At 35.7% G+C, this 19,469-nt stretch carries 23 protein-coding genes and 1 riboswitch; of the genes, 10 read left to right on the forward strand and 13 right to left on the reverse strand.

The genetic code is table 11. From position 1 onward, the window contains the following. Positions 1-141 precede the first annotated feature (141 nt). The 3 genes from tssD to namA all read right to left on the reverse strand — a co-directional run bounded on the left by tssD (position 142) and on the right by namA (position 2,179). Positions 142-546 (reverse strand): type VI secretion system tube protein TssD, encoded by a 405-nt coding sequence (gene tssD, locus C8D70_RS06570; RefSeq protein WP_002977458.1) that lies wholly within the window; start codon positions 544-546, stop codon positions 142-144. Between the two features lie 271 nt (positions 547-817). Then, positions 818-1,096: a DUF2752 domain-containing protein gene (locus C8D70_RS06575; protein ID WP_076596134.1), complete on the reverse strand. Its 279-nt coding sequence runs from the start codon at positions 1,094-1,096 to the stop codon at positions 818-820. A 30-nt stretch (positions 1,097-1,126) separates the two neighbouring features. Next, entirely contained in the window at positions 1,127-2,179 is a 1,053-nt protein-coding gene (gene namA / locus C8D70_RS06580; protein WP_110366795.1) for an NADPH dehydrogenase NamA, read from the reverse strand. Between the two features lie 101 nt (positions 2,180-2,280). Here namA and C8D70_RS06585 point away from each other — a divergent pair, with 101 nt between their 5' ends. Then, positions 2,281-2,763 carry a cytidine deaminase gene (locus tag C8D70_RS06585; protein WP_076596136.1) on the forward strand — a complete coding sequence of 161 codons (483 nt, stop codon included), beginning with the start codon at positions 2,281-2,283 and terminating at the stop codon, positions 2,761-2,763. 216 nt (positions 2,764-2,979) lie between these two features. Here the strand turns inward: C8D70_RS06585 and C8D70_RS06590 are convergent, their stop codons facing one another. From C8D70_RS06590 to C8D70_RS06625, 7 genes are all read right to left on the reverse strand, one after another. Then, positions 2,980-3,291 carry a barstar family protein gene (locus tag C8D70_RS06590; protein WP_110366796.1) on the reverse strand — a complete coding sequence of 104 codons (312 nt, stop codon included), beginning with the start codon at positions 3,289-3,291 and terminating at the stop codon, positions 2,980-2,982. Then, positions 3,288-3,869, reverse strand: coding sequence for a Zn-dependent protease (locus tag C8D70_RS06595; RefSeq protein ID WP_110366797.1), 582 nt, complete (start codon positions 3,867-3,869; stop codon positions 3,288-3,290). The genes C8D70_RS06590 and C8D70_RS06595 overlap by 4 nt, the downstream gene beginning before the upstream one ends. A 115-nt stretch (positions 3,870-3,984) precedes the next feature. Then, the gene (locus tag C8D70_RS06600; protein ID WP_076596139.1) at positions 3,985-4,293 is read right to left on the reverse strand and encodes a GIY-YIG nuclease family protein; all 309 of its coding nucleotides are present in this window, start codon (positions 4,291-4,293) and stop codon (positions 3,985-3,987) included. A 51-nt stretch (positions 4,294-4,344) separates the two neighbouring features. After that, entirely contained in the window at positions 4,345-4,848 is a 504-nt protein-coding gene (locus C8D70_RS06605; RefSeq protein WP_110366798.1) for a ribonuclease domain-containing protein, read from the reverse strand. A 26-nt stretch (positions 4,849-4,874) separates the two neighbouring features. Continuing rightward, complete coding sequence (gene nadE / locus C8D70_RS06610) at positions 4,875-5,666, reverse strand: NAD(+) synthase (RefSeq protein WP_076596141.1); 792 nt, start codon at positions 5,664-5,666, stop codon at positions 4,875-4,877. Between the two features lie 256 nt (positions 5,667-5,922). Continuing rightward, positions 5,923-6,453: a GNAT family N-acetyltransferase gene (locus C8D70_RS06620; protein WP_076596142.1), complete on the reverse strand. Its 531-nt coding sequence runs from the start codon at positions 6,451-6,453 to the stop codon at positions 5,923-5,925. An 11-nt stretch (positions 6,454-6,464) separates the two neighbouring features. After that, complete coding sequence (locus C8D70_RS06625) at positions 6,465-7,103, reverse strand: leucine-rich repeat domain-containing protein (protein ID WP_110366799.1); 639 nt, start codon at positions 7,101-7,103, stop codon at positions 6,465-6,467. 52 nt (positions 7,104-7,155) lie between these two features. Between C8D70_RS06625 and C8D70_RS06630 the strand changes: the two genes are divergently transcribed. From C8D70_RS06630 to C8D70_RS06670, 9 genes are all read left to right on the forward strand, one after another. Further along, positions 7,156-8,139, forward strand: a complete 984-nt coding sequence (locus tag C8D70_RS06630; RefSeq protein ID WP_083688849.1) for a gliding motility protein GldB — start codon at positions 7,156-7,158, stop codon at positions 8,137-8,139. 32 nt (positions 8,140-8,171) lie between these two features. Beyond that, on the forward strand, positions 8,172-8,495 hold the full coding sequence (gene gldC / locus C8D70_RS06635) for a gliding motility protein GldC (protein WP_076596144.1): 324 nt from the start codon (positions 8,172-8,174) through the stop codon (positions 8,493-8,495). A 132-nt stretch (positions 8,496-8,627) separates the two neighbouring features. Further along, positions 8,628-9,770 carry a cystathionine gamma-synthase gene (locus C8D70_RS06640; RefSeq protein WP_262484566.1) on the forward strand — a complete coding sequence of 381 codons (1,143 nt, stop codon included), beginning with the start codon at positions 8,628-8,630 and terminating at the stop codon, positions 9,768-9,770. 67 nt (positions 9,771-9,837) lie between these two features. After that, the gene (locus tag C8D70_RS06645) at positions 9,838-10,290 is read left to right on the forward strand and encodes a GNAT family N-acetyltransferase (RefSeq protein ID WP_076596163.1); all 453 of its coding nucleotides are present in this window, start codon (positions 9,838-9,840) and stop codon (positions 10,288-10,290) included. A gap of 80 nt (positions 10,291-10,370) precedes the next feature. Then, positions 10,371-10,883 carry a DinB family protein gene (locus tag C8D70_RS06650; protein ID WP_076596146.1) on the forward strand — a complete coding sequence of 171 codons (513 nt, stop codon included), beginning with the start codon at positions 10,371-10,373 and terminating at the stop codon, positions 10,881-10,883. A gap of 271 nt (positions 10,884-11,154) precedes the next feature. Continuing rightward, positions 11,155-11,583, forward strand: a complete 429-nt coding sequence (gene tnpA / locus C8D70_RS06655; protein WP_110366800.1) for an IS200/IS605 family transposase — start codon at positions 11,155-11,157, stop codon at positions 11,581-11,583. Between the two features lie 273 nt (positions 11,584-11,856). Then, entirely contained in the window at positions 11,857-12,405 is a 549-nt protein-coding gene (locus C8D70_RS06660; RefSeq protein WP_110366801.1) for an L-threonylcarbamoyladenylate synthase, read from the forward strand. Positions 12,406-12,512: 107 nt separating this feature from the next. After that, positions 12,513-12,857: a nuclear transport factor 2 family protein gene (locus C8D70_RS06665; protein WP_110366802.1), complete on the forward strand. Its 345-nt coding sequence runs from the start codon at positions 12,513-12,515 to the stop codon at positions 12,855-12,857. A 37-nt stretch (positions 12,858-12,894) separates the two neighbouring features. Continuing rightward, positions 12,895-14,313, forward strand: a complete 1,419-nt coding sequence (locus tag C8D70_RS06670; protein ID WP_110366803.1) for a CCA tRNA nucleotidyltransferase — start codon at positions 12,895-12,897, stop codon at positions 14,311-14,313. 163 nt (positions 14,314-14,476) lie between these two features. On the opposite strand, the gene C8D70_RS06675 is transcribed toward C8D70_RS06670, so the two are convergent. The 3 genes from C8D70_RS06675 to pafA form a co-directional block, all read right to left on the reverse strand. Continuing rightward, on the reverse strand, positions 14,477-15,547 hold the full coding sequence (locus C8D70_RS06675; RefSeq protein WP_076596151.1) for a hypothetical protein: 1,071 nt from the start codon (positions 15,545-15,547) through the stop codon (positions 14,477-14,479). 16 nt (positions 15,548-15,563) lie between these two features. Then, entirely contained in the window at positions 15,564-17,405 is a 1,842-nt protein-coding gene (locus C8D70_RS06680; RefSeq protein ID WP_110366804.1) for a TonB-dependent receptor plug domain-containing protein, read from the reverse strand. 32 nt (positions 17,406-17,437) lie between these two features. Next, positions 17,438-17,615: riboswitch (cobalamin riboswitch) on the reverse strand. A gap of 172 nt (positions 17,616-17,787) precedes the next feature. Further along, positions 17,788-19,434 carry an alkaline phosphatase PafA gene (pafA, locus tag C8D70_RS06685; protein WP_076596153.1) on the reverse strand — a complete coding sequence of 549 codons (1,647 nt, stop codon included), beginning with the start codon at positions 19,432-19,434 and terminating at the stop codon, positions 17,788-17,790. Positions 19,435-19,469: the final 35 nt, after the last annotated feature.

Here is a 19,469-nt window from a genome sequence, read left to right on the forward strand (position 1 = left end):
GTGATTTGATTAGTTTTCTAAAAGATTATTCTACAGAAGGAGAGTTTAAAAATTAAAAACAAAAGATCCTGCAGAATATAGTTTTAGGTAAAAAAAGACCGTCTTGTAAGGACAGTCTTTTATTTCTAGCTCATGAAAGACTTAGCTCATTGGCCAAAGTCCGTCATAGGATGAATTTCCATACGTAATGCTTTCAGCACTTACTACAAAACTGATCAGCATATTATTGCTATCAATGGCATCGAAGTCTACTTCATGCTGGATCACATATCCGTTTTCCCACTTCAAAGAGATCAGTGTTCCTTCTTCGTGAGATTTATTAAAGTTGATTTCTCCGCTTGTTGGTTTATATTTACTGTTTAATAAACTTTCCAAAACATCAGATTTTTCTGTTGCTTCAATGGTTACTTTAATCAATGCGTTTGACGGGTCAGATGCTACACGTCCTGAAACATCTGTAGATCTTGACACGCTATAGTTAAGCTTTAACAACTTCTGACCTTCACCTCCATTGAATTTTAAGATTCCTCTTGAATTTCCTGCCATATTCTTACATTTTAATCATTAACGACTGTTCCCTGATATAGGATTTATACAACAAAGATAAAGGTCATGTTCTAATTTAAAAAGTTTTTAGGGCACTGTTTCAGAAATTGTAGTAGTTCTACGACATTTTAAAATTCTACACAATAAAACAATTCGGGAATATTAATCTAATAAATCATATTTTTTATTAAAATTTTCCTACATACTGTTGAACAAAAAATCAAAACACAAAAGCAGTTCACAATCAAATACTTATTTTTAACTTTTATAGTTAATAATGTTTATACAGATACCCAATCACCATAATAATCAGGTTAACAACCACCATAATCATTAAAATATTACTGTATTTTCTTTTTTTATCGATAAAGCTAACCCCAAGGATCAAAAAGAATAACAATAAGGTGTATACAGCCGGATACATTTGAAAGGCTTCTGAAAACTTTCCTTCAAATACCAATACGATTGCTCTCTGCGCACCACAGCCCAGACATTCTACCCCTAGGAATTTTTTACTGGGGCAGGTAAGCATGAAATCATTGATATCCATTTCTGTTGTTTTACAGATTATTTGTGATCATTAAGTAGAGATTTTGGCTCTGGTATACTGATGTGGGAAAAAGCAGTCTTCTTTCATTTCAAAAGATCCCTGAACAGCAATATAAGGATTTCTCAGAATTTCTCTTGCTACGAAAATAAGATCAGCATCCCCTTTCTGAAGAATCTCTTCGGCCTGTTCTACCTTGGTAATCAATCCTACAGCTCCTGTCTTCACTTCAGCCTCATTTCTCACCTTGGATGAAAAAGGAACCTGATAGCCATCAAAAACCGGGATTTTCGCTCCATGAATATTTCCACCACTGGATACATCTACAAGATCTACGGCATGTTCTTTTAGAATTTTTGCCAGTTCAACACTGCTCTGAATATCCCAGCCATTCTCAGCATATTCCGTTCCTGAAATTCTTACAAAAAGGGCTGTGTTTTCATTCAGTTCTTCATTAACAGCATCTACAATTTCGATCAGAAATCTGATCCTGTTTTCAAAACTTCCGCCGTATTCATCTGTTCTGATATTAGAAAGTGGCGACAAAAACTGATGAATCAGATATCCGTGAGCACCATGAATTTCAATAACATCAAAACCAGCTTCTACCGCTCTTCTGGCTGCTTTTTTAAAATTCTGAACCTGTTCTTTTACCTCATCTATCGTTAATGTATGTGGAATTCTTTCTGTTGGATGGTAAGGAATAGGACTAGGTGCCACCGTTTCCCAGCCATCTTCTACAGAAATCTGTATATTATTCCATGTTGACCCTTTTCTTCCGGCATGAGCCAGCTGAATTCCTATTTTACTTTCTGAATTTTTGTGTACAAACTCAACAATTCTCTGTAATTTTTCTGCCTGCTCATCATTCCAGATTCCCATGCAGTGATTGGTAATTCTTCCTTTGGGTTCTACACCTGTAGCTTCTACCATCAAAAGACCTGTACCGCCCTGTGACCGGCTTCCATAGTGTACAAAATGGAAGTCGTTAGCTTCTCCGTCTTCACATGAATACATACACATAGGTGACATTACCCATCTGTTTTTCAACTCTATATTTCTGAATTTTATTGGTGTGTATAACATTTTTTTAATCTTAAAAAAATTGAACTTTTGCCGGGAGAATAAAATATTGCCCACTTCATTAAAAAGAACTACTTTTACCCCCCTTTTTTAGTCGACAATATATGAAAAAAGACATACAGATCGGTTACGAATATTTTAAAAATAGCAGCGAACTGAGCGATATAGAAAAACAGTTATTTGAAAGAGCCAAAGAGGCTCGTGAGAATGCTTATGCGCCTTACTCTCAATTTTTGGTAGGATGTTCCGTTTTATTGGAAAACGGAGAAATCTATTCCGGTAACAACCAGGAAAATGCAGCTTATCCGTCCGGACTCTGTGCGGAAAGAACAACTGTTTTTTGGGTAGCTGCCAATTTTCCAAATATGAAAATAAAAAAGATTTTTGTAGTTGGAGGTCCTAAAGAGTTTCATGAGAAAAACCCTCCGATTCCTCCTTGTGGAGCATGCCGCCAGAGTTTAATTGAGTATGAAACCAAACAGAATGAAAACATTGATCTTTATTTTTCAAGTATGAATGAAGAGGTTGTAAAAGTGCATGCAGTGAAAGACCTTCTTCCTTTCTATTTTGACTCTACGTTTTTGTAACCAAGTAAAACTTGATTTTTAAGCGCTGACAGGGTGTGAAACAAAAAGTTCACATCGACTAGTCCTAAATAAATCTTACAGTTAAATAAGATAAGAAACCTGACAGGTTTTGGAAACCTGTTAGGTTTGTATGTTAAAGAATAAAGATTTGAATACTATAGAATAAGGATCAGCATAAAAAAGGCTGTCTCCTGTATTGGGACAACCCTTATTTTTTTATTCTTTTTCAGATTCTACATCGTCATCTTCGTCTTCGTACTGCTCGAGATAATAGCTGAAACTAAAGTCTTCAATTTCTTCTTCCGCATCCTCCAGCGTTGTCAGAAGATCTTCAAATATCTCAAGCTGATCTACAGTCATGTTGACGAATTCTACATGGAGCGGCATTTCCATATCTCCGGTAATCGTATCAAAAAGGGCATCAAGATTATCACCGAAATGCTCAGGAAGCTCAACTTTCTCCTTTAGCTGGGTGTAAAAATCTTCATAGTCACCTATGTCTGTAAAATCTATATATACTGTCTTCATATTGAATTAAATTTCCAATTTTTATTGATTAAAAAAGTTTTGCATTTTTTGCAGAAATCCGTTTCTTCATTGGTAGGATTCTTGCCTTCTGCATCTCTCATAAAACACATTTTTTCCGGGCAATGTGGCAGCCCCTGAGTATGTCCCAGCTCATGAATGGCTATTTTATAAAACTGCTCATCCCGGTTTTCTTTATTCAGTCTGAAATTTGAAGCCACGCAAGCTTTTCCAGGTCTATACCCCAACCCCATGATTCCAAAGTCTTTGATCGTTCCTCTGGTGGCACTGATATCCTTCGCTGTCAGACCAATTGTGACAAAACCTTCTTTTGTTTCTTTATTCAAAAACTTAATGATTGAATCGGCTCTATACCGGCTTCTCTCTTTATAATAAGTATTTTCAGGAAATTCTATCGCATCCAGAACTTTTACATTCGGATATACTTTCTTTATTCCTTCCGTTACTTTTTCTATACTCTCCGGTTGAATATCTTTAAACTGCTGAATGAGTATTGTTACGGCTGGTTTTGCTGCTTTTTCCTTTACTACATTTTTCTTTTCCGAACATGAAAGTATCATAAATAGAATGATAGTAAAGTAAAAAAGGTTATAATTTTTCAAAATTAAGATTTATAATAATTACAATGCAAATTATACATTGGTCATTGCGAGGAGCAAAAGCGACGAAGCAATCTCAAAAAACATCTAAAATATGTTGAATGTCGTCCGTAAGATCTTTCCAATCAGGATTTATACTGTTTATCAAATCTAACTTCTTTTGTCTGGAACCTGCTTTTATTTGTTTTTCTCTAAATATAGCATCCCCTATTTCCTGAAAGGATTCCCAATAGACAAGTATATACAAATTATATCTTGAAGTAAAACTTTGAGAATAACAGGACTCCTTATGCTGTTGAACACGTTTGGGCAGATTTGAAGTCACTCCTGTATAAAGAGTAGTGTGGTTTTTATTTGTCATGATGTAGACAAATCCTGCTTTCATCTTTGATTCTTTTATAGAGATTGCTTCTTCACTTCGTTCCTCGCAATGACGCTACTGCTTTTCAAAACTTTTATAATGGTTTTTGGTAAGATACACATCTCCATTCTGGGTGTAGATGATACGGTCAGCATTTCTCCCACCGCAATGGTAATTTACATCTGCTTCAAAGTATTTTTCGCCATCCGGCAAACGTTTTTCCCTGTTTCCGAATTGATCTCCGCCAATTGCTTTTCCTGGAAGTACGTCACAAAGATTTCCTTGGGAAGGATTCCACCCCTGTTTTCTGGCTTCATTTTTAGTGATATAATAATCCGGCAGCTTATGATTTTGTTTTACATAGCTGATCACCGTTTTTTCTTCCGTAAGCTGATCTATAGAAACCTGAGCAGAGGAATTTCCCTCCGAAGAAGCACTTCCGCAGCTCACTGTTTCTTTTTTTACAGAATCTGACTGATCTTTTTTATCTTCAATAAAATTTCTGTAGACATACATCACAGACATTCCGAAAAGAAGTCCCAGACATATAAAAAAAACAGATCTTATTTTTCCGTTCATAGCTGTAATTTAATGTAATATGATTTCTATGCTCTCCATTCTTCAGGAATATCACAAACCGGAATAGGATCTATTTTATGTTTTGCAGCCTTATGCATTCTGTCGAAAATCAGGAATACTTCTTTATCCCGTCCTTCGTAATCATCAGCAGTTTTAGTTCCATATTCTTTCTGGATTTTTTCCAGTTCCGGATAAGTAGCACCAATCTGCTGCTCATCTGTTCTTTCCGTATCCCAAAGTCCATCGGTAGGAATGGCTTCCTGAATGCTTTTGATCAGATTTAACCCTTTCGCAAGTTCATATACTTCAGTTTTATAAAGGTCTGCAATGGGTGACACATCTACTCCGCCATCTCCATATTTTGTATAGAAACCAATTCCAAAATCTTCCACTTTGTTTCCTGTTCCACATACCAGAAGCCCGTTCAGCTGTCCGTAATAATAAAGTGTAAGCATTCTAAGACGTGCTCTTGTGTTGGCAAAGGTCAAATTCTCATTGGGATACACCTCATCATGTACATGAAAGGTTTTATAGATCTCTTCAAAGGCCGGGGTCAGATTTACAGAGATTGTTTCTACATTGGGAAATCTGGATTTAAGGTCATTCATATGATCCTGCGCACGATCTACCTGATCGGCTTTCTGGCGGATCGGCATTCCGATCAGTAATGTTTTCATGCCTGTCATTGCCGCTAAAGTAGAAACAACTCCGGAATCTACTCCTCCGGAAACTCCAATTACATATCCTTTTACTTTGGCATTTGTAGCATAATCCTTTAACCAGTTTACAATGTGATCTATTACTTTTTGTGTCTGCATCGTTTATTTTTTTAGTCTATTTCAAATTCATGAGGGTATTCGCTCCTCTTTTTTTATCTTTTAATCTGTCTTTTACCAATTCTACAGCCATTCCGTTTTCTTCCGGAATATCGAATGGAAAAGAAATTCCAAAATTACTTGTTTTTTTGTAAAGAGAATATGCACGGCAATCTCGCAGGTTTCATTTCTATGAAAGCTTCTTCTGCCAATTGAAAAATCTGTTTGGTCGTCTTTTTCTCTTCCTGTTATACTGTTATCATTTTTTATTATAGTTTTCCCGCTTCAGTTCGTACCAGAAGCAAATTCCGTCAGGTTCTTCAAATTCACTGGTTTTTTCAAATCCTAATTTTCTTAAAATATGGTTGGAAGCATCATGTTCGGAATGAGCATACGCATAAATAACTTCTGCATTAAGATCATTAAAACCATACTCCAGAGAAGCTTTTCCAGATTCCGTAGCATACCCTTTTCCCCATGATTCCGGCAGAAAACGGTATCCCAGTTCCAATACATTTTTGTACCCATTGGTTTCATGGGTAAGTAATTTCAACCCGCTCCAACCTATCAGAAGTCCGCTTTCTTTTTCCACCACTCCAAATCTTCCGACTCCATTTTCCTCATACTGTTTCTGAATCATGCTGATGACCTTTTTTGATTCATTGATATCCTTCAAAACCGGTACACCAATGTATTTCATGACTTCAGGATTGGAATCCAGCAGAAATACGCGTTCAAAATCATCATCTTCGAGTTTTCTTAAAATAAGTCGTTCAGTTTCTATTTTCATAATGATTAGTTTTATTCTTCAGCTCCAAAAATGGTCACCTCTGCTTTTGTGCTTTTTTTTATATCTGTTTTTCTTATCTTATTCCCTGCTATATTAAGGGTTTGTAAGGCAGAATTACCGGAAATATCAATTTGCTGAAGCTTATTATGTTCTACATTCAGTTTTCTTAATACTTTAAACTGAAGCAGATTTATTGTTTTTAATTGATTTAAAGATAATGTTAATTGATCAATTTTTGGAATTCCTGTCAGCGAAATACTTTCCAACAGGTTATTATCCAGGTATAATGAGGTTAAATTTTTCAGGTTTTCTGCTTTGAATGAGGATATTTTACATTGTGTACACGAAAACAATTCCAGCTGATCAAGATTGTTTACTACAATATTCGGGATCATATTATCATCAAGGACAATCATTTTTACATTTTTAAAAAGATGCAGATCTTCTGTGGTAGTAATTCCCTTTTTAACAAGAAACAGATTCGTAACCATACCAGCTTCAGTGGATTCAAGCACTCCGTTTTTATTCACGTCAAAATTTTCGAGTACTGCTTTTTCAAAGTTTTTATCTTTAAATTCAAGTGATTGTCCATAGAAAAAAGGAAGTCCTGAAATAAGGCAAACGGTTGTAAATATTTTTATTTTCATCATTAATTGTGTATTTAATCCTTATTTTTGTAAACTTAAATTCCATGTAAAAATAATGAAGATTTTTAGATATATTGCACTTTCTTCTCTTTTAGCTGCCGGACTTATTTCCTGCAAAAAAGAACCTGAAAATCAATGGAAGGTAGAAGTAAAACAAACTGCCCAAAAAGTTGACATCACAGATATTTCCAAAGAATTTTACAATCCGGATATTCCTCTGGATCAGTTTAAAGCTAAGTTCCCGTGGTTTCAGGGAAGTGTTTCTGATGCTGATTTTGGAAAAAGAAGAGCGGATGCTGAAGAGATAAAAATCTACAAGGAAGCTATTGGAAAAATAGATCAGACAAAGCTGCAAAATGAGCTTCAGAGTTTATTTTCGCACATCAAGTATTATTTCCCACAATTTAAAAATCCCAAAGTATATCTGTTTTCATCTGCCCTACAGATGGTTCAGGATCCGATATTTTATGATGAAAAAGGGAATCTCTTATTTATAGATGTTACCGGTTTTATGGGCGATGGAAATCCCAATTATAAAGGACTGGAGCTGTATTTTCAAAAATCGATGAACCCGCAGAATATTGTTCCGAAGGTATCACAGCTTTTTGCAGAAAATATTGTCACAGAATCTCCTGATCATCAGAAATTCATTGATCAGATTATTCTGAACGGAAAAGTAATGATTCTTCAGGATGCTTTTCTTCCGGATACGCCTGATTATCTGAAAATGAATTATACTCAGAAGCAATATGAATGGGCTGCCGGTAATGAGGCGAATATCTGGAATTATTTTGTAGAAAGTAATCTGATCTTCGGCGATGATCCTAGACTGGGAGAACGTTTTATTTCACCCGGACCATTCTCGAAGTTTTATACAGAAATCGACAATGAATCTTCCCCGCAAATCGGGATTTTTACAGGATGGCAGATCTGTAAAGCATATCTTAAGGAAAAACCTGAAACGAAGTTAACAGAGTTCCTGAAAATGGATGCTACCACAATTTTTAATCAATCCGGTTATAAACCGAAACTTAAATAAAGAAAATTTTAGAATTTAGAAAAAATAGAAAAATGAGAAAGACTCAGATTACGATAGATGTAGAGCTTGATGAAAATCACGTACCGGAAAATATTACATGGAATGCTCAGGATGGTGGTATAGAAAAACAAGATACCAAAGCTACCATGATTTCCGTATGGGATGATAAAACAAGAGAAGCATTAAGAATTGATCTTTGGACCAAGGAAATGCCTGTAGACCAGATGAAGATGTTTATTCACCAGATTTTAATATCTTTAGGAAGCACGTATCAGAGAGCAACCGGAGAAGAGGATGTAGCGCAGTGGATGGAGGAAATTGCAGAAGAATTTGCGGTAAAATCTGCTATTAAGTAAAAAATACAATTGCAATAAGCAGGAGGCAGTAAGCGGTAAGCTTTTTGCATTCAGCTAGAGCAACTTTTATTAAAAACAATGAACATTAATCAATAGATATATCTGCTTAATGTTCAAAGCCTAAAGCAAAAAATTATGAATTTTAACACAAAAGTAATTCATGGAGGGCAGCACCACGAGTCTGCAACTGGTTCTGTAAATGTACCTGTATTTTTAACCTCTACGTTTGCACAGAAAAGCCCGGGAATACATTCCGGATATGAATATTCAAGAGCTGCTAATCCTACAAGACAGGCATTAGAGGATTCTTTGGCAAGTATTGAAAACGGAGCGAGAGGTTTAGCTTTCGGTTCTGGTCTTGCTGCGATCGACTGTGTTTTGAAATTATTAAATCCAGGTGATGAAGTGATTGCTGTAGATGATCTTTACGGAGGAACTTACAGAATGTTCACCAGACTTTTTGAAAAATACCAGCTGAAATTTACCTTCGTGAATTTTGACGATACTTCTAAAATTGCTGATGTTATCACGGATAAAACAAAACTGATCTGGGTAGAAACTCCAACTAATCCTTTGATGAAATTAGTAGATATCAAAGCGGTTGTAGATATTGCAAAAGGAAAAGATATTTTAGTAGCTGTAGACAATACTTTTGCTACGCCTTATATCCAGAGACCTATTGATTTGGGAGCTGACATTGTAATGCATTCTGCAACAAAATATTTAGGAGGACACTCCGATGTGATTGCAGGAGCTCTTATTGCTAAAGATGCTGAGCTGGGAGAAAAGCTTCACTTTATCCAGTTTGCAAGTGGTGGTATTTTGGGACCTCACGATTCTTACCTGGTATTGAGAGGAATCAAAACATTGGCATTGAGAATGCAGAGACACTCTGATAACGGTCTTGCAGTAGCAAAATATTTGGAAACTCATCCGGCGGTAGATAAAGTAATTTATCCGGGATTGGAATCTCACCCTCAATATGCATTGGCAAAATCTCAGATGAAGGAATCCGGAGGAATGGTGTCATTCACTTTCAAATCAGGAAAGAAAGAAGATGCGATCAAATTCCTGGAAAAAGTAAGAGTATTCACCTTAGCAGAATCTTTAGGAGGAGTAGAATCTCTGGCCAATCATCCTGCTTTGATGACACATGCTTCAATTCCCGCAGAAAAACGTGCTGAACTGGGAATCACCGATGACCTTGTTCGTTTAAGCGTAGGTATTGAGGATGCAGAAGATCTTATTGCAGATCTTGAGAAAGCTTTTTCTTAACATACCATACATTAAAATGAGAAGGATTACATCATCTTTCTCATTTTATTATAACACCGCCAATACTATGAAAAATACAAGAAAAGCTGTTCTTTCCGACTTACCACAACTGGCGGAATTGTTTGATCAGTACAGAATATTTTATCATAAAACATCAGATATTCCCGCAGCTGCCAATTTTCTTCAGGAAAGACTGGAAAATAAGGACTCCGAAATTTTTGTTGCAGAAGAAAACGGAATCCTGACAGGCTTTGTACAGCTATATCCCATATTTTCATCTACAAGAATGCAGCGTTACTGGCTGTTGAACGACCTTTACGTCAATATAAACCACAGAGGAAAAGGCTATTCTAAAAAGCTGATTGAAGAATCTAAAGAACACTGCCGTTCATCAAAAGCATGTGGTATTCTTTTAGAAACAGGAAAAAGCAATGATATCGGAAATCAGCTTTATCCAGCCTGTGGCTTTGAACTGTATGACTCCGTAAATTTCTACGAGTGGACTAATCATGAGCAATGAGTAATAAGTAATTTATACATTACACTCACTATGCCGAATCTAGAAACTAGAAAACCCGTACCCCAAAAAGAAAAAATGATATGACCGACTTTCAAAAATATATTCAAAGATACTTAGATCAGATTCCATCAGGAAACTGGATCAACGAACTGCAGATATCTGCCGACAAAACCATTGGAATTTATTCCAATCTTACCGAAGAACAATCTAATTTTTCTTATGCAGAAGGAAAATGGACATTGAAAGGACTTCTACTCCACTTATCCGATACAGAAAGAGTTTTCCAGTACAGAATATTAGCTTTCGCAAGAGGAGAGAAAAACAACCTTCCGGGATTTGACGAGAATGAATATGCAGACCAATCTTTTGCCAGTGAAAGAACTCTTGAGTCTCTTCTGGAGGAATACAAACTGGTAAGAAAATCTTCTCAGATTCTACTGGAAACGCTTCAACCTTCTGCTCTACAAAATACAGGTACAGCCAATGGCCATGAAATTACGGTAGAAACCATCGGAAAGCTTATTGTAGGTCACAATTATCACCACCTGAATATTATTGAGGAAAGGTATTTATCGAAATTGGGATGGATGTAGGAAATTAAAAAGATTTTTAATTATTATAAATTTTGACTAAAGTCAGAAGGTTTGTAATTTTTTATCTAAATGGGCTAAAGCCCATTTCTATTGAATAGAATAACAGCTCTAATAATTCATGAAGTCATTTCTTAATGACACTATACAAAACATAATACATTTATCATTAAAACATCAATAGGAACGGGCTTTAGCCCGTTTTCATGTTACATACCATTCCATTGGCTTTAGCCGAAACTTAAAAAACATTACTTTTGATAAAACAACACAAATGGCTTTTATCAAAATTTATATTCATCTTGTCTTTTCTACAAGAAATAGAGATCCATTTCTCAATACATTTAACATACGTCTTAAGGTCTGGAAACATATTAAAGAATATGCTACAGAAAAAGGGATATTTTTAGATATGATTAATGGATATTCAGACCATTGTCATTGTCTTATTTCTCTGGGTTCTAATCAGAACATTGAAAAAATTGTACAATTAATAAAGGGAGAATCATCACATTGGATTAATAAGAATGATCTTGTAAAAGGAAAGTTTTCATGGCAGGATGAATATTTTGCAGTCTCCGTTTCTGAATCTATGGTAGATTCTGTAAGAAATTACATTAAGAATCAGGAGAAGCATCATCAGAAAAAAAGTTTTAGTGATGAATATAGAGAGTTTATTGAGAAATATAGTTTTAAGATATGAGTAGGTTTTGGCTAAAGTCTAAGGATTTGTCTCTTTTTATTTAAATGGGCTAAAGCCCATTACTATTGAATTAGATATTCGATGTTTTTTTTTAATATTCCACTGATTAATAAAAAACATCAGTAGGAACGGGCGTTAGCCCGTTTTTATGTTACATATCATTCCATTGGCTTTAGCCAAAACCTATCAATACGGGCACATTTATATCCTTATTTTTTGCCTGAAATTCATAGATTTTCTACCTTTATCCACTGATTGAATTCACATACAATTATGGAACATATTATTGAAATATTAAAATCCGGCGGAACCATTCTTTACCCTACAGATACAATATGGGGAATTGGTTGTGATGCTACCAATATAGAAGCTGTCAATAAAATTTTTGACATCAAAAAGCGTGAAAAAAACAAATCCATGATTATCCTTGTAGAATCTGAAAAAAGACTACAGGATCTGGTGGATGTTCCTGAAATGGCATGGGAAATCATTGATCTGAGTGAAAAGCCGGTAACGATTGTTTATGAAAACCCCAGAGGTTTACCCAAAGAACTTCTTGCAGAAGACGGAAGCATCGGAATCCGATTGGTAAAAAATGATTTCTGTAAAAAACTGATTACAAAACTGAACAGACCTTTAGTATCTACTTCTGCCAATTTCAGTGGGGAGAAAAGTCCGCTAAAATTCTCCGATATTTCTGAGGAGATGATCAGCCTTTTAGATTACGCAGTGGAAGAAGACAGAGAAAAGGTTTCAAAATACTCAGGTTCATCAGTAATCAAAATATGGAATGACAACAGGATAAAAGTTCTTAGAGAATAAGAATTCTGAACTTTTATGTTAATTTTTTAGAGTCTTGTCAGTTTATATCGGCAGGATTTCTTTTTTTTAATTCTATCTTTGCAAACTCAACTCATAAACTATTTGCTATGGATCATCATGAATTTGCTCAACTGTGGATTAATGCATGGAATTCTCATGATCTGGAGGATATACTTTCCCATTATTCGGATGATATTGAGATCACCACTCCTATGATCGCACTGGCTACCGGCGGTAAAGAAAGCTCTTTAAAAGGAAAAGAGGCAGTTCGTGAATACTGGAGAAAGGCATTGGATAAATTTCCGGATCTTCATTTTGATCTGATACATTCCACTGCGGGAGTAGATTCGGCAGCATTATTTTATAAGTCGATTATGAATAAAAATGCTGTTGAAGTCATGTTTTTTAATGAAGAGGGAAAAATTAGTAGAATGTATGCTCATTATGATTAATGGGTAACATACATAGAAACTGTCACTATTATTAACGATGAAAATTAATCTTAATCAAAATAAGAATTTAAAACTATTTAAAATCATTTCTGAAGCGGCAGAAAGGAATAACCAGTCCGTATACATTGTGGGCGGTTATGTACGAGACCTTCTGATGAACAGAAAAGCTTCTACGGATATAGATTTTGTAACGGAACAAAGCGGTATTGAGCTTGCTCAGAACGTAGCTCAGGATATAGATCCTAAATTAAAGGTTTCTGTATTCAAAACTTACGGCACGGCCATGATCAAGTATAAAGAACTTGAACTTGAGTTTGTGGGAGCAAGAAAGGAAAGCTATACAGAAAACAGCCGGAAGCCGGAAGTGGAAGGCGGAAGCCTGGAAGATGACCAGAAAAGAAGAGATTTTACCATCAATGCGATGGCTATTTCTTTAAATAAAAATAATTTCGGAGAACTGATTGATCCGTTTAACGGAATCGGAGATCTTGAAAATGAGATTTTAAGAACACCTTTAGAACCGGCGCAAACCTATTCTGATGATCCTTTGAGGATGATGAGAGCAGTGCGTTTTGCTTCTACTTTAAATTTTAAAATCGAGGAAGACTCTCTGAAAGCTATCCAGCAGGAAGCAGAAAGAATCAAGATTGTTTCTATGGAAAGAATCATGGTGGAATTCAATAAAATCATGCTTTCTGAAAAACCATCTATCGGACTGAGACTGATGGAACAAACCGGTCTTATGAAGCTGATTATTCCTGAATTAATCGAACTGAAAGGCGTAGAAGAAGTAGAAGGACAAACCCATAAGGATAACTTTTACCATACGCTAGAAGTTGTAGATAATATTTCTGTGAATACGGATAATCTTTGGCTTCGCTGGGCTGCCCTACTCCATGATATAGGAAAAGCTCCAACTAAAAAGTTTGTAGAAGGAACGGGATGGACATTTCACGGACATGAATTTTTAGGTTCAAAAATGGTAAAAACGCTTTTTCAAAGATTAAAATTACCTTTGGGAAGTGATATGAAATATGTGCAGAAAATGGTAAAGCTTTCATCAAGACCAATTGCTTTGATTACTGATGATGCTTCAGATTCTGCGTTGAGAAGGCTTTTATTTGATGCCGGAGAAAATCTGGAAGATCTTTTTACGCTTTGCAAGGCAGATATTACCACTAAAAACCCTAAAAAGCAGGAGAAATTCAAAAGAAACTTTGAATATGTAGCGGTAAAAATCAAAGAAGTAGAAGAAAAGGATCAGGTAAGAAATTTCCAGCCGCCCATCACCGGAGAAGAGATTATGGAAATGTTTAACCTTAAACCGGGCCGTGAAATTGGTATCTTGAAAGAGAAAGTGAAAGAAGCTATTCTTGAGGGTGAAATTCCTAATGAAAAAGAAGAAGCGACAAAATTTGTTATTGCTGAAGCAAAAAAATTGGGACTGACAATCTAATTCAATACAAATACGAACAAGCCCGGCGGGATGTTCCATCCCGCCGGGCTTGTTCGTATTCAAAATATAAAACAAAGCCGGCCGGTTTCTTCGAAACCGGCCGGAAAAAAACACAAATGATGAAAAAATAAAAAATTATATGATATACGCCGAAGCGTAGTATTTAGTTTTTATAGAATCCATTTGTTCCAATTCCTGCAGTAAAGTTTTTCAGTAAAATACCGTTAGAGGCATTATAAACATTCACTTTACCATCTGTGCTATAATTTGCATCTGCAGCAAAAATTTTACCATCGATTACGTTGAATCCATATACATCCCCTACAGCTGTAGTAATAGGAGTTGTTGGAACTGTTGTAGATCCAACAGCCATTGTATATATCTTATTGGTGTCGGTGATAAAATAGAATCTGTCATTATCAGCTCTAAGCTTCTGAACTTTAGGTATAGCTGTCAAAGTGGTAGTTTCATAAGTACCGTTTGCCGTATTAATCTTATAGATAAATGAATTTGTATTGTCTGAAACCAGTACATAAGCATTTCCTTTATATGAGATAAGGTCTTTAATAATTCCTACGTTTGGAAGATTTACCGTATAACTTACCACATTTGTAGACGGATTCACAACGGTTACAGTATATCCTGTCGGAATTGGATTCCAGCTTGAGTCGTAACCCACACCGTCAGTCTGAACAACGATACTTCCGCTTGCTTCAACTACTTTTTCAGCAGCGTTTGTAAAATCAATACTTTTCACAAAGGAGTTATCCGAAATATTATAAATATTAAGTTTTCTTTTATGAGTATCAAAATTATTGTTGGTTACATAATATTGGTTTCCTGAAAAAGCAATATATCTTGCGCCATCCAGGTTAGCCGTTACAGTAGTCAGTTTCTTGAATGTATAACGGTCTACAATGTCAATCTTATTAGGAATATTACATACCAGATAAGCAAGGTTTCCATTGAATCCTATTGTCTGAAGGACTTTCCCCAGGTCTTCCTTATTATTACTCATTCCATAGATCTTATTAAATACTGTAGTAAGATCATTGCTTACAAAGGAAACTTCAGAAGTTGTAGTGGTAAAACCACCTTCATTGGAGATAAGCACTCCGGAGTCAAATCTAAGCGTTCCATCATCAGTACTTTCATAGCTGCTGTCTGTGCTGCATGAAACATTGAAAAGTAACATAGAAGCGAATGCAAGAGATAAAATTTTTCTAATATTCATATATAATTAATTTATTTTAAAAATTGATATTTAAAGTGAGACTATAATTTCGTTTAGGTAATGGATAAGAAAGCATGGTATAATAGGTTTCATTCAAAATATTATTTATTTTAAAACCTAGGGTATAATTTTTAAAGAAAGTTGTACTGACACCGGCATTCATCACAAAATATGGATCTAAGGCATCACTCTTGGTTTCATTAGAATCTGTATACGTTAATCCATTAAACATCCCTTGTACATACACCTTCACAAAGTCATACTGATAGTCTATGTTTCCAATAAATTTATGAAGAGGCACATACATAAGCTTCTTTTGAATATCAAGATCTGTTGACTTTGTATAAGAATATCCAAGATTAGATTTCAAAATATGTTTTCCAAGTTTTTTCTCAAATTCCAGTTGGGACTCCAGTCCATATGTTTCTACTCTATTGGTATTTGAAGCTCCATAATATCCGGCAGGAGTTCTTAACCATCGGATCATATCCCGGATATTCATGTAATAAGGAGTAACGGAAAGTTTAAAGTCTCCTATTTTAAAGTGGTTTCTTAATTCAAATTGGTAAGAAGTTTCCGGTTTTAAATTCATATTACCTCCCTGAGCCCAATACAAATCATTAAATGATGGTGCTCTGAAGTTTCTTGAAAAATTGAATTCAACATCATACCATTTTACAATATCCCATTTTCCTGAAAAAGAAAGCAGAACAGGAGAGCTGATATCTTCTACAAAATCTTTCTTGATTCCTGCTTCAAAACGCAAATCTTTCGTTGGAAAATAACGCAGTAATCCTGCAATAGATCCTGCACTTCTGTTAATATTTCCAATTCCTGAACTACCTGCTCCATTCCCTTTATTAATTTGAAATTCGCCGATAATATTAACATTCCACTTTGAATTCAGAAAATAATTAAAATCATTTTTCAGAATATAATTCTTCCCTACCCCTCCGCTGGTTTCAGCACCGTTAATATTACCAAAGTACTGAAAATTTTCCTCTGTATAGGCTGTTTTGAATGAGTTACTAAATTTTATGGTACTCCAATCCCAGGAAAGTAAACTTCGGGTATTCTGAGTTTCATATTTTGTTTTGTTTTCCAAATCTCCAAAATGAACAGGATAATGTTGTTGCCCATTAAAAAATTCTGATATCCAGGAAATCTGATGATGCGGAGCAATTTTATAGGCTGTTGCTATATTGATATTCGTATTATAATATTGTCCGTTATCATTACTGTAAGTTTTTCTTTTATCCACCTCAACCTGATAATCATTTTTACTTATTGAGTGATTGCCAGAAACTTTAAAAGTGAACTTATCATTACTGTAAGAACCTTTTACAAAATTATTATAGGTATTAAAAGAAGCGGCTTCTGAAAATAATGAACCATGGAAACCTTTATTAAAATCAAGGGTATTATTCAGGTGAATACTTCCCCCGATAGCACCACTTCCATAGATTACACTTCCACCACCAGCTTTTATACCAATCTGATCATAGCCGAACAAAGCAATATTATTGATATCTCCTTGTCCTAAAAAATTAGAATTGATATTAATTCCGTTCCATAAAAATGCAGTCTGCTGGGCGGTAGTTCCTCTGAAAGAAGGGGAAGAAACAGCACCACGCCCGTTTTCTTTGATATAAACCTGTGACTGAAATCTCAGGAGTTCTGAAAGGTTACTGGAGTTTTTCCCGGCCTCTTCTGCCGAAATTGTTTTTACGGGATGAAAAAGCTTCACCCTGTTCATCTGGTTGTCGAAGACATAAATAGTGTCAATGGTTTTCTCTTGTCCAAAAAGAAAACAGCCATAAGATGAAAAAAGCAGTACTAAAGATCTTTTTATATCCATTCCTTTTTACTTTTCCTCCGAAAGCAATATGTTTTTATAATTACAACTCTGGCAGGTCTCCTGACTTTCGCATTCTGCACCTTCCCGTTATATACAGTGGTTTTTTGCAGAAACTTTTGTTGCGATTTACAGTTGCGGGGACAGTCCGGGAGTTACACCCGATTCCCTTTTCATTCCAAAATACTGGAAACCAAAATTTTTGCAAAGATAGTTTTTTATGTGTATATGCCAAAAAATAGGGATTAGAAACAGATAGTATCTTTTAAGACCGGGAAATCCTTTCTCAGGAAAACGCCAGATTCAAAATTTGATGGGAAATGAATAATAAAATAGCTGCTTCCAGTTGAAAGCAGCTATATATCATGAAATAACGTTTAATTAATTATTTACCAATAACTTCGGTAATCGGGTTTCCTACATTTCCGCTTGGGAACTGAATTTTCAATAGAGAAGATACTGTTGGAGCAATATCTGTCATATGATATTCCTTATTGCTTTCTCCCTGTTTTACTCCCCATCCCATAAAGATCAACGGAATATGAGAATCGTAAGAATTCCATACGCTGTGTGTAGTTCCTGTTTTAGAATATGGCGGAAGCATAGAGTCATGAGAAATTAACTGGATATCTCCACTTCTCTGTCTGTTGATTCCATTAATAATTCTTTGTTTGATTGGCTCCGGAATGCTTGACTCCTGAACTTTGTCTACAGAAACAGCATATAAAACGGCAGGATCTTTCTCAATTTCTTTTACAGCAAAGTTTCTTACATCATCCAGCTCAAGCTTATTGTCTGCCAATACTTTTCTGTCGAAATAAACCTGGTAGTTATCAATGGCATTAACCAGTTTATCTGCCCCAAATTTCTCTTTCAGTTTCTGGTTCAGATTCTTTTCCGCATCTTCTCCGAAGAAACCTGTCGGGATTTTATGTTCTTTAAGGAATCCCACAGAATGTGCTCCACCATGGTCGGCAGAAAGGAAAACGGTATACTCTCCTTTTCCTACCTTTGAATCAAGATACTTGAAAAATTCAGCTAGATCCTGATCTAATCTGATATAAACATCTTCCACTTCAATAGAATTCGGTCCGAATTTATGGCCTGCATAATCTGTAGATGCCAGGTTGATGGCTAAAAAGTCTGTGATATTATCTCCACCCAGTTTTTCACCTTCTACAGAAGCTTCTGCCAGTTTCAATGTCAATGTATTTCCGAAAGGCGTATAACGGATGTTATCTTTTTTAGTCTGATAGTCTTTTGCTAAATTACTGTAAGGGAAAGTAGGTGTTTTTGCACTTCCCAGCAACCCTTCCCAGGGAGAATTGTCCGGTGCACTTTCTGTATATTCATTGATTGGAAGTAAAGTATTCCAGCCATTGGCTACTAATTTTTCAGGAAGATTCTGAGAATTGAATGATTTTACCCATTGCGGAAGATCATTCATATACCATGTACTGGTAATGAAATTCCCTGTACTGTCATCAAACCAGAAAGCTCCGTTTGGAGTATGTCCTGCTGGAAGAATGGAAGCACGGTCTTTCAAGGAAACCCCCACTACTTTTCCCTGGAAATTTGTTGCCAGTCTCAATTCGTCAGTTACTGTGGTAGACCAAAGATTTTTAGGAGAGTGGCTTCCCGTTTTTATATTGGCAGTTCCTACCGGCTGAACGCTGTCATCTGCAGTACAATAAACTCCTTTACCCGTTTCTTTATCCGTCCAGTCGTTTCCTGCAATCCCGTGAATTGCCGGTACAGATCCCGTATAGATACATGTATGTCCCAAAGCCGTAATGGTAGGAACATAAGGAATATGTACATTATTTAAAGAATATCCTGTATTCAAAAGTCTTTTGAAACCATCATTTCCATATTTACCATAAAAACGGTATAAATAGTCCCAACGCATCTGGTCTACTACCAGACCCACAACTAATTTGGGTCTTTCAAGTTGGGTATTTCTGTTCTTCTGTGCATTGATTGTAACTACGGAGAATAAAGTAGCTGCCGCAATTGAAATGTTCCTAAGCATCCAAGTAAATTTTATTGGTGACAAATTTAAGGGTT

It is taken from the genome of Chryseobacterium sp. CBTAP 102, from assembly GCF_003201365.1.
Lineage (GTDB): Bacteria > Bacteroidota > Bacteroidia > Flavobacteriales > Weeksellaceae > Chryseobacterium > Chryseobacterium candidae.

Bases quoted from the DNA above. Each gene is read 5' to 3' on its own strand.
- C8D70_RS06650 (WP_076596146.1), top strand. From the start codon at position 10,371: ATGACCGACTTTCAAAAATATATTCAAAGATACTTAGATCAGATTCCA.
- C8D70_RS06585 (WP_076596136.1), top strand. From the start codon at position 2,281: ATGAAAAAAGACATACAGATCGGTTACGAATATTTTAAAAATAGCAGC.
- nadE (WP_076596141.1), bottom strand. From the start codon at position 5,666: ATGCAGACACAAAAAGTAATAGATCACATTGTAAACTGGTTAAAGGAT.
- C8D70_RS06680 (WP_110366804.1), bottom strand. From the start codon at position 17,405: ATGGATATAAAAAGATCTTTAGTACTGCTTTTTTCATCTTATGGCTGT.
- namA (WP_110366795.1), bottom strand. From the start codon at position 2,179: ATGTTATACACACCAATAAAATTCAGAAATATAGAGTTGAAAAACAGA.
- C8D70_RS06630 (WP_083688849.1), top strand. From the start codon at position 7,156: ATGAAGATTTTTAGATATATTGCACTTTCTTCTCTTTTAGCTGCCGGA.
- tssD (WP_002977458.1), bottom strand. From the start codon at position 546: ATGGCAGGAAATTCAAGAGGAATCTTAAAATTCAATGGAGGTGAAGGT.
- C8D70_RS06595 (WP_110366797.1), bottom strand. From the start codon at position 3,869: ATGATACTTTCATGTTCGGAAAAGAAAAATGTAGTAAAGGAAAAAGCA.
- tnpA (WP_110366800.1), top strand. From the start codon at position 11,155: ATGGCTTTTATCAAAATTTATATTCATCTTGTCTTTTCTACAAGAAAT.
- C8D70_RS06605 (WP_110366798.1), bottom strand. From the start codon at position 4,848: ATGAACGGAAAAATAAGATCTGTTTTTTTTATATGTCTGGGACTTCTT.
- C8D70_RS06660 (WP_110366801.1), top strand. From the start codon at position 11,857: ATGGAACATATTATTGAAATATTAAAATCCGGCGGAACCATTCTTTAC.
- C8D70_RS06575 (WP_076596134.1), bottom strand. From the start codon at position 1,096: ATGGATATCAATGATTTCATGCTTACCTGCCCCAGTAAAAAATTCCTA.
- C8D70_RS06620 (WP_076596142.1), bottom strand. From the start codon at position 6,453: ATGAAAATAGAAACTGAACGACTTATTTTAAGAAAACTCGAAGATGAT.
- C8D70_RS06645 (WP_076596163.1), top strand. From the start codon at position 9,838: ATGAAAAATACAAGAAAAGCTGTTCTTTCCGACTTACCACAACTGGCG.
- C8D70_RS06670 (WP_110366803.1), top strand. From the start codon at position 12,895: ATGAAAATTAATCTTAATCAAAATAAGAATTTAAAACTATTTAAAATC.
- C8D70_RS06665 (WP_110366802.1), top strand. From the start codon at position 12,513: ATGGATCATCATGAATTTGCTCAACTGTGGATTAATGCATGGAATTCT.
- pafA (WP_076596153.1), bottom strand. From the start codon at position 19,434: ATGCTTAGGAACATTTCAATTGCGGCAGCTACTTTATTCTCCGTAGTT.
- gldC (WP_076596144.1), top strand. From the start codon at position 8,172: ATGAGAAAGACTCAGATTACGATAGATGTAGAGCTTGATGAAAATCAC.
- C8D70_RS06625 (WP_110366799.1), bottom strand. From the start codon at position 7,103: ATGATGAAAATAAAAATATTTACAACCGTTTGCCTTATTTCAGGACTT.
- C8D70_RS06675 (WP_076596151.1), bottom strand. From the start codon at position 15,547: ATGAATATTAGAAAAATTTTATCTCTTGCATTCGCTTCTATGTTACTT.
- C8D70_RS06600 (WP_076596139.1), bottom strand. From the start codon at position 4,293: ATGAAAGCAGGATTTGTCTACATCATGACAAATAAAAACCACACTACT.
- C8D70_RS06590 (WP_110366796.1), bottom strand. From the start codon at position 3,291: ATGAAGACAGTATATATAGATTTTACAGACATAGGTGACTATGAAGAT.